Origin of the sequence: Lacinutrix algicola (assembly GCF_001418085.1) — a bacterium.
Lineage (GTDB): Bacteria > Bacteroidota > Bacteroidia > Flavobacteriales > Flavobacteriaceae > Lacinutrix > Lacinutrix algicola.
Genome location: NZ_LIQH01000033.1, coordinates 45,318 through 53,927, shown reverse-complemented (window position 1 = coordinate 53,927; position 8,610 = coordinate 45,318). Strand labels below are relative to the sequence as shown.

4 protein-coding genes and 2 pseudogenes are annotated in these 8,610 nt (G+C 31.2%); 3 read left to right on the top strand and 3 right to left on the bottom strand.

The annotated features are described in order from the left end of the window. Both ASC41_RS16605 and ASC41_RS07640 read left to right on the top strand, forming a co-directional pair. Positions 1 to 566, top strand: a pseudogene (locus ASC41_RS16605) (carboxypeptidase-like regulatory domain-containing protein); the annotation flags it as partial. Between the two features lie 2 nt (positions 567 to 568). After that, positions 569 to 1,555: pseudogene (locus ASC41_RS07640) on the top strand (M61 family metallopeptidase); the annotation flags it as partial. A gap of 73 nt (positions 1,556 to 1,628) precedes the next feature. Here the strand turns inward: ASC41_RS07640 and ASC41_RS07635 are convergent. Next, positions 1,629 to 2,975: a TlpA family protein disulfide reductase gene (locus ASC41_RS07635; RefSeq protein WP_055436047.1), complete on the bottom strand. Its 1,347-nt coding sequence runs from the start codon at positions 2,973 to 2,975 to the stop codon at positions 1,629 to 1,631. A 50-nt stretch (positions 2,976 to 3,025) separates the two neighbouring features. Continuing rightward, complete coding sequence (mfd, locus tag ASC41_RS07630; protein WP_055436046.1) at positions 3,026 to 6,373, bottom strand: transcription-repair coupling factor; 3,348 nt, start codon at positions 6,371 to 6,373, stop codon at positions 3,026 to 3,028. Positions 6,374 to 6,609: 236 nt separating this feature from the next. Here mfd and ASC41_RS07625 point away from each other — a divergent pair, with 236 nt between their 5' ends. Next, complete coding sequence (locus ASC41_RS07625; RefSeq protein ID WP_055436045.1) at positions 6,610 to 7,041, top strand: TerB family tellurite resistance protein; 432 nt, start codon at positions 6,610 to 6,612, stop codon at positions 7,039 to 7,041. A 33-nt stretch (positions 7,042 to 7,074) separates the two neighbouring features. Here ASC41_RS07625 and ASC41_RS07620 read toward each other — a convergent pair whose 3' ends face one another. After that, complete coding sequence (locus ASC41_RS07620) at positions 7,075 to 8,601, bottom strand: ATP-binding response regulator (protein ID WP_055436044.1); 1,527 nt, start codon at positions 8,599 to 8,601, stop codon at positions 7,075 to 7,077. Positions 8,602 to 8,610 lie beyond the last annotated feature (9 nt).

The following is an 8,610-nucleotide window of genomic DNA, read 5'->3' as shown; positions in this document are numbered from 1 at the left end:
AGCGGAAAAATTATTACTGGCAGCATTACTAAAGACGATGGTACTTTTTACATGGAAAATATTCCAGAAGGCACCACTAATGTAAGTATCGAGTATTTAGGATACAAAACGGTAAGTAGAGAAATAACAATAGACAAAAAAATTAGTAAAATAGATTTTGGCGAAATCAAAATTTACGAAGCGGCTACTAGCTTAGACGAAGTGGAGCTTACTGGCGAAGTCTCAACAATACAACAAAAATGTAGATAGAAAAGTAATTACGGTTGGTAAAGACTTAACCACTTCCGGGCCTACTGCGAGCGATATAATGAACAACTTACCAAGCGTAAGTGTAGATTCTCAATCTGGCGCTATTAGTTTAAGAGGAAATGCTAATGTACGTGTTATGGTAGATGGTAAACTGTCTAATATTCCTGCGGCACAATTACTAAAACAAATACCGTCTACTTCTATAAAAACGTATTGAATTAATTACCAATCCGTCTGCTAAATACAATCCGGAAGGCATGAGCGGACTTATAAATATAATCTTGAAAAAGAATATAAAAATTGGTTTTAACGGTAATACCATAGGAACTCTACTATTTTAACAGATAAAGAAGGTTTAGCCGAAGGCGGAATGAAAGGAAATATAGGTACAGTTTCTCATGAGTTTTTCCATGCATGGAATGTAGAACGTATTCGTCCACAATCTTTAGAGCCTTTTAATTTTGAAGAAGCAAACATGAGTGGGGAACTTTGGTTTGCAGAAGGTTTTACAAGTTATTATACTAATCTTATTTTGTGTAGGGCAGGAGTTATTACTCCAGAAGACTATGTGAATGGATTAAACGGTACTTTTAATTACGTATGGAATTCTCCTGCAAGACAGTTTTTTAATCCTATTGAAATGAGCTACCAAGCGCCATTTGTAGATGCAGCATCGTCAATAGACCCTGTAAATAGAGACAATACATTCATCTCTTATTATTCTTACGGAAGTGTTTTAGGTTTGGCTTTAGATTTGTCTTTACGCGAAAAAGGTTTGAATTTAGATGGTTATATGAAGATGGTATGGAGTACGTACGGAAAAACTGAAACACCATATACTATTAAAAATCTTAACGACTTACTAAACACCTATGCTGGTGAAGATTTTGGAAACGATTTCTTCAATAATTATATTTATAAGAGTGAGATGCCAGATTATAAAGCATTATTTAAAACGGTAGGATTAAAAATAGAACAAGACTCTAAAAGTAATTTCTCAGGTATCTCGTTAAATAAGAATGTAGTGTCTAGAAATGCAAAAATTGGCTCACCAGCTTATCTTTCAGGATTAGAGAAAGGAGATGAACTAGTAAGTGTAAATGGTCTTAAAGTAGATGAAACAAATACGGTTCAAGCAATAATTGATGCTTCAGAAAAGAAAACAATAACTATTAAGTTTATTAGAAATAAGGGAACAAAAACAACAGCGTTAACTTTAGTTTCGAACCCAAAATATACAATCAGTATTTCGGAAGATAAAAACAGAAATCTTTTAAAAAACAGAGACTCTTGGTTAAAGCAATAGTACTGTAATTAAAATATATAGCATAAAAAATGCGAAGCACTTGCTTCGTATTTTTATATTTTAGTAGTAGAGATTACTCTTTCTCAGCTTCAATTAAACCATTAAAGTATTTCTTGAAAGCGTTAATGTCATCTGGCTTAGCGATAATTTTTTTGTCTTTATCTAGTACAAAATAACTAGGTGTTCCTGTTACATTGTATTGGTCTCCAATTGGGTTTTCCCATTTACCTTCTCCAAAAACGTGTAAAAAATCTGGATATTCGTAAGTCATATCTTTCCAACGGTATAGATCGTTGTCTAAAGCTATGGCAACAACTTTTATGTCTTCTTTTGTTTTAGATTGTATGTACTCTTTTAGTACCGGTATTTCGTCTAAACAATGAGAGCAAGTTGTACTCCAAAAGAATAATAGATAGTTGTTAGAACCTTCTAGTTTACTAAGTTTTGAAACTTCTATTTTATCGTTTTCATCTTTTATTTCAATATTAAAATCTGGGCCTATATTTCCTATAGATGCATTTTTAAAATAGATAATACTGTTTGCTAACTCGTTATCGTTATTAGCGCGAGCGATATCTAATAAATATTTAGAACCAATGTAGTTAGCTACTACTTCGTTATTTTCTACAGAAAACTGATTCCATAATATTTCTAAAAGAATACCTTTAATTTTCGGATTGTCTCCAATGGCTTTTACTACAGTATTTACGTTTTCTATATAAGAAACATCAGGTTTTTTTCTGTTTATAAAACCAATAACATAGTCTATTGTCGTTTTAATTAAGAAGTTAGAGTCTTGAAGCATTTTATTTCCAAAGTCGATATTTGAAAAATAATTAGATTTTATGTTTTTAGAAAATGTAGAAACATCTTCTAATTCGTTTGGAATGTATGGACTACACGCTTTTATAAAGTTATTAGCAATCATACCTTCTGAAGCTTTTTCAAACTCTTCTTGAGTATTTTTTAGAATGCTAAAAATCTTAGAATAACCTGCTTTGTCTTCTTTTCCAGCACCATAATAATTACGTATGCTTTTATTTACCAAAGCCATACTTCTATTGTAAGAGTTGTATAGTTTGTTTTCTATAGACTTATCGAAAGATAAACCTTCTTGTAAATCAAATTTTAAAACAATATCTTCTTTGTTGTTTACAATAAAATCGAAATTAAATTGATCTTGAGGTTGCGAATAAACCAAACGATAAGTTCCTGGGATAGTAGCTTTGTCTAGCGCTATTTCAAACGTACCATCTTCTGCCACATCTGCATTTGCAACAAATAAAGATGTTTCTGCAGTAACACGATATAGGAATGCAAATTTAAAATCTTCGGCAGGAGTAAAAGTACCTTTAATGGTATGTTGTGCGAATAATACCGAAGGTAATATAGCAAGTAATAAAAGTATTTTTCTAGTCATTTTAATGGTTTTATATCATGTAAGGCAAAAACTTTGCCAAAGATAATTTTTTAGTTTAATATTGGTTTAAGCACTGCTAACGCTTGTTCTACCGTTTTAATATTTTCAAAGGTAAGTAATAAACGCAATCCTTTTCTGGTTTGTTTTTCTTTCATTTTTCCAGCTCTAGGGTTTTGTTGTACGTATTTTAATAATTTATTAAAGTTTGTACTTTGGTAAAAGCGACTTTGTTGATCGTTAATAAAGTAACCTGTAAGTTTACCATTTTTCATAATTACCTTTTCAATTCCTAATTTAATAGCAATCCATTTTAATCTTACACTGTCTAGTAAATCGACTACTTGCGTTGGTAGTTCTCCAAATCTATCTATTAATTCAGTTTCAAATTTGGCTAATTCTTCTTCAGTTTTAAAATTATTAAGTTGTGTGTAAAGGCTTAGTCTTTCGGCTATATTATTAATATAATCATCTGGGAATAGTAACTCTAAATCACTATCAATAGTCATATCTTTTACATATTCTTTATCTTCAGGGTCTTCATCATATAAATCCTTAAATTCATTTTCTTTAAGCTCTTCAATAGCTTCATTAAGTATTTTCTGGTAGGTGTCGAAGCCAATTTCATTAATAAAACCACTTTGCTCACCACCTAATAAATCTCCTGCACCTCTAATTTCTAAATCCTTCATTGCAATATTAAAACCACTTCCTAAAGCGGTAAATTGCTCTAGAGCTTGAATACGTTTTCTGGCATCGTCTGTCATTGCAGAATACTCAGGTGTAATAAAATAACAGAAGGCTTTCTTATTGCTTCGTCCTACACGACCTCGCATCTGGTGTAAATCGCTTAATCCAAAATTATTAGCATTATTAATAAATATGGTATTTGCATTTGGTACATCTAAACCGCTTTCTATAATGGTTGTACTTACTAAAACATCGAAAGCACCGTCCATAAAGGCAAGCATAAGTTCTTCAAGTTTTTTACCATCCATTTGTCCATGACCAATACCAACTTTTGCATCTGGTACTAAGCGTTGAATCATGCCGGCAACTTCTTTAATGTTTTCTATACGATTGTGGATAAAGAATATTTGTCCGCCACGTTGTATCTCATAACTCACAGCATCTCTAATAGTATCTTCGCTAAAGCGAATAACATTGCTTTCTATAGGGTAACGGTTAGGTGGAGCAGTGGTAATTACCGATAAATCTCGTGCAGCCATTAAACTAAACTGAAGCGTCCTTGGAATAGGAGTGGCAGTTAAAGTTAATACATCTACATTGTCTTTTAAGGTTTTTAATTTCTCCTTTACTGCAACACCAAATTTTTGTTCTTCATCTACAATTAATAGGCCTAAATCTTTAAATTTCACCTTTTTATTGACTAGCTGGTGCGTACCAATAATAATATCTACGTGGCCTTTTTCTAACTTATCTAAAGTCTCGCGTTTTTGTTTTGCAGTACGAAAACGATTAACATAATCTACAGTTACAGGAAACTCCTTTAAACGTTCTGTAAAGGTTTTATGGTGTTGGAATGCCAATATAGTTGTTGGTACTAAAACGGCTACTTGTTTACCATTGTCTACGGCTTTAAAAGCGGCACGTATGGCAACTTCTGTTTTTCCAAAACCTACATCTCCACAAATTAAACGATCCATTGGTCGCTCGCTTTCCATATCTGCTTTAATATCTGCAGTTGCAGTTATTTGGTCTGGTGTGTCTTCGTAAATAAAAGACGCTTCTAGTTCGTGTTGTAAATAACTATCCTGTTTGTATTGGTAGCCTTTTTCAAGCTTACGTTTAGCGTATAGTTTTATTAAATTAAAGGCAACATGCTTAACTCTAGATTTTGTTTTTTCTTTAAGTACTTTCCATGCTTTGCTACCTAGTTTGTAAACCTTTGGCGGTTTACCATCTTTACCATTAAATTTGGTGATTTTATGTAAAGAATGGATGCTTAAATATAAAATATCGCGTTCGCCATAAACCAATTTTATAGCCTCTTGCAATTTACCTTCGACATCTATTTTTTTTAAGCCACCAAATTTTCCAATACCATGATCTATATGTGTTACATAATCTCCAATATCAAGATTAGTAATCTCTTTTAAGGTTATGGCCTGTTTTTTAGCGTAACCATTTTTAAGATGAAACTTATGGTAACGTTCAAAAATTTGATGATCTGTGTAAACCACCATTTTGTTTTCGTGGTCTACAAAACCTTGAAAAAGCGATAATGTAATAGTTTGGTATTTTACATCTTGCTCTACATCGTTAAAGATGTCGTGAAAACGCTTTGCTTGTTGTTCGCTAACACAAGCAATATAATTTGTAAAACCATTATTGTGGCTTTTGTTTAAGTTATCGATGAGTAAATCGAACTGCTTATTAAACGCAGGTTGTGGTGTAGTATTAAATACTATTTCTTCTTGAGGTTTTAACCAAGAATCTGTACCAAATTCTACGACATTAAAATCTAATAACTGACGTTTTAATAATGAAGAATTACAAAAAAGTTCTTCTGGTTCAGAATGTTGTACTTCAGTTGATAAGTTTTTAAAAGCATCTTCAGCCTTTGTGTAAAATTCGTCTATTCTTGAAAAAAGAACTTCCACGTTTTTGGTAAAAACAACTGTTTTAGAGGCTATATATTTTAGGAAACTTTCACGAGTTTCGTTTAAAAACTTTTTTTCGACATTAGGAATAATGCCAATTTTTTTAATCTGTTGATTAGACAGTTGTGTTTCTACATCGAAGGTTCTAATACTATCAACTTCGTCTCCAAAAAATTCTATTCTGTAAGGTTCGTCGTGTGAAAACGAGAATACATCTACAATACCACCTCTAACAGAAAATTCTCCAGGTTCTGTAACGAAATCTACTCGTTTAAATTTGTATTCAAAAAGTACTTCGTTTACAAAATCGATATTAAGATCATCTCCTACATTAATTTTTAAAGTATTACGGTCTAGTTCTTTTCTAGTAACTACTTTCTCGAAAAGTGCATCTGGATAAGTAACAATTATAGCAGGTTTTTTACGTGAGTTAATTCGGTTTAAAACCTCGGCACGTAAAAGTATATTTGCATTGTCTGTTTCTTCAATTTGATAGGGTCTCCTGTAACTTCCAGGATAGAATAAAACATCTTTACCATTTATAAGTTGTTCTAAATCGTTAAGATAAAAAGCAGCTTCTTCCTTGTCGTTAAAAATTAAAAGAAAAGGTTTTTCGGCTATTTTAAAGCTTTCGTTTATAACAAATGATAGCGCAGAGCCAATAAGGCCTTTTATGTGCGTTTTATTTGTTTTTTCTTGAGTTTTGGCAATAGCAGAGTTCAGTTTTTGCATTTGCAAAGACTGTGCATAAGTTTGCGAGATTAGAGATTTGCTCACGTATAAAAGTATTGGACAACAAATATAAGAGATAGATTTTTGAATTTGTAATTATGAAATTATAATTATCGATAAACGTTTTGTTTCGTAACGTTTTTTAGCTCTAAACTACTTGTTAAAGTATGGTGTTTTTTTTCGAGTTAAAAGGTGTAAAATGAATGTCTAAAAAAAGAAAGATTTCATTTCAAAAGATTTGAAGTTTAACTATCTTTGACGCTCTAAAAAAAATAAAATATATGTCATTTTCAGATTTATTTGATAGCGGATTTAAGAAGCGTAACGAAGACCATTTTGCATCTATTGTAAGAGTGGCAATGGACGACGGAATTATTAGCGATGAAGAGAAAACATTCTTAGATCGTTTAGCTCGTAATTTAGACATTGGTGAAAACGATTATAAAACTATATTAAAGGATTACCAATCGCATCCAATTAATCCTCCAACATCTTACGATAGCCGTTTAGAGCGTTTGTTCGATTTATCTCGTATGGTTTACGTAGATCATATTAAAGGAGATCACGAAGAGGTTTTATTACGTAAAATTGCTGTTGGTTTAGGTTTTAACCCAGAGAACGTAAAGTACGTAATAGATAAAGCATTAACTTTAGTAAGTAATGGTGTAGATTTAGATACGTTCACAGAAGAAATAAAAGGAATGAATAGATAATTCCTTCTTTTACATAATTAAAAAAGCAAGCTGTTAAGCTTGCTTTTTTTGTATAATATATTTTAGTTTTCTTAGTATTTCGGCTTTAACAAAAGGTTTCCCAATATAACTGTTTACTCTTCTTTGCTTACAATAGGCTTCTTCTTCTTTAGAAGGATTTTCACTAATTACAACAATAGGAATTTTATTAATGTCTTTATATTCTGAATGTCTTATGTAACGTGTAGTATCTAAGCCGTCTGTAGTTGGTAGTTTAAGATTTAGTATTACAAGATCGAAAGTAGTCTTGTAAAGCTCTTCTATAACTTGGTCTCCATCTTCTATAACAACAACATCACAATTTTTTAGTTTGCTAATAATAGTTAAAAGTTTTTCCTGATTATCGCGTAAGGGATCTGCAAGTAAAATTTTAAAATCATTTTCAGAAGTTGTTTTCGAGGTTTTAGTTATTGTTGCGTCATCCTTTTGGTTTTTTGCTATTTTAAAATCTAAAGCAATGGAAAAGGTAGAGCCTACACCAATTTCACTTTCCAATGTTATTGTACCTTTTAAAGCATGAATAAGCTTTTTTGTTATGGTAAGTCCTAATCCAACACCATTATTAACTAAGCTATTTGTGATTTGATGAAAACTATTAAAAATAGAATCAATTTCCTTTTGTTCAATACCAACTCCAGTGTCTTTTACTTTAAATAACAAGGTAGCAGAATCATCGGTTTTTTTTACACATTCGGTTGTTAGTTCGATGCTTCCTGTGGGCGTAAATTTAATTGCATTACCAATAATATTGTTTACAATTTGTGCTAATCTATACTTGTCTGCAATAACATATTTAGGACATTCTGGATCAATATTATATTTTAATGTTAAGCCTTTCTCTTTACATTTTTGAGTAAATATTGTAGTAATTAGGTTTAATTCTTCGTGAAGGTTATAACGTATTGGGCGTATAGGAAAATAGTCTGCTTCAATTTTAGAAATATCTATAATATCGCTAATCATTGTTTTTAACTTGTCGTTAGTGTTTTTAATAACATCAAGATTATAACGCTGACTTTGTTCTAGATTGGTATTTTCTAGAAGTGAAACAAAACCGTTTATAGTATTAACTGGTGTTTTTATTTCGCTACTAAAATTTGCAATAAATTTATTTTTAAAGGCTTCTTTTTCTTGTAAAATACTATTGTTAAAACTTAAGAGTTGTGATTTTATTTCGGCAACATTTCTTTTTTGAGCTGCTTTTTGTAGTAAAATATATTGTTTTGTTAGCTCTTGAAATACAAAAACAGAAGGTTCTTTTTCGTTGTTAATGTATAAAGTAGCATCAATAGTATAGTTAGTGCCATCTAATTCTAAATTCACACATTCAAAATTGTAGGTTTTGTTCTTTTGAGTTAGTAGGCCTACTATGCTGTAAAAAAAAGGATGTAAACTATCTATAGATTTACCAATACAATTTTTAAAAAGTATAGATTCAGCATCTATAATAACTCCTTCATCACTAATAAGTAATATTTGGTTTGTAGTTTCGTTGTAAGGAATAGTGTAATTCTCGAGCATGAATAATTA

What these genes read in the sequence shown, in the direction of transcription:
- ASC41_RS07635 (WP_055436047.1), bottom strand. Translation starts at nt 2,975, where the DNA reads ATGACTAGAAAAATACTTTTATTACTTGCTATATTACCTTCGGTATTA.
- ASC41_RS07625 (WP_055436045.1), top strand. Translation starts at nt 6,610, where the DNA reads ATGTCATTTTCAGATTTATTTGATAGCGGATTTAAGAAGCGTAACGAA.
- ASC41_RS07620 (WP_055436044.1), bottom strand. Translation starts at nt 8,601, where the DNA reads ATGCTCGAGAATTACACTATTCCTTACAACGAAACTACAAACCAAATA.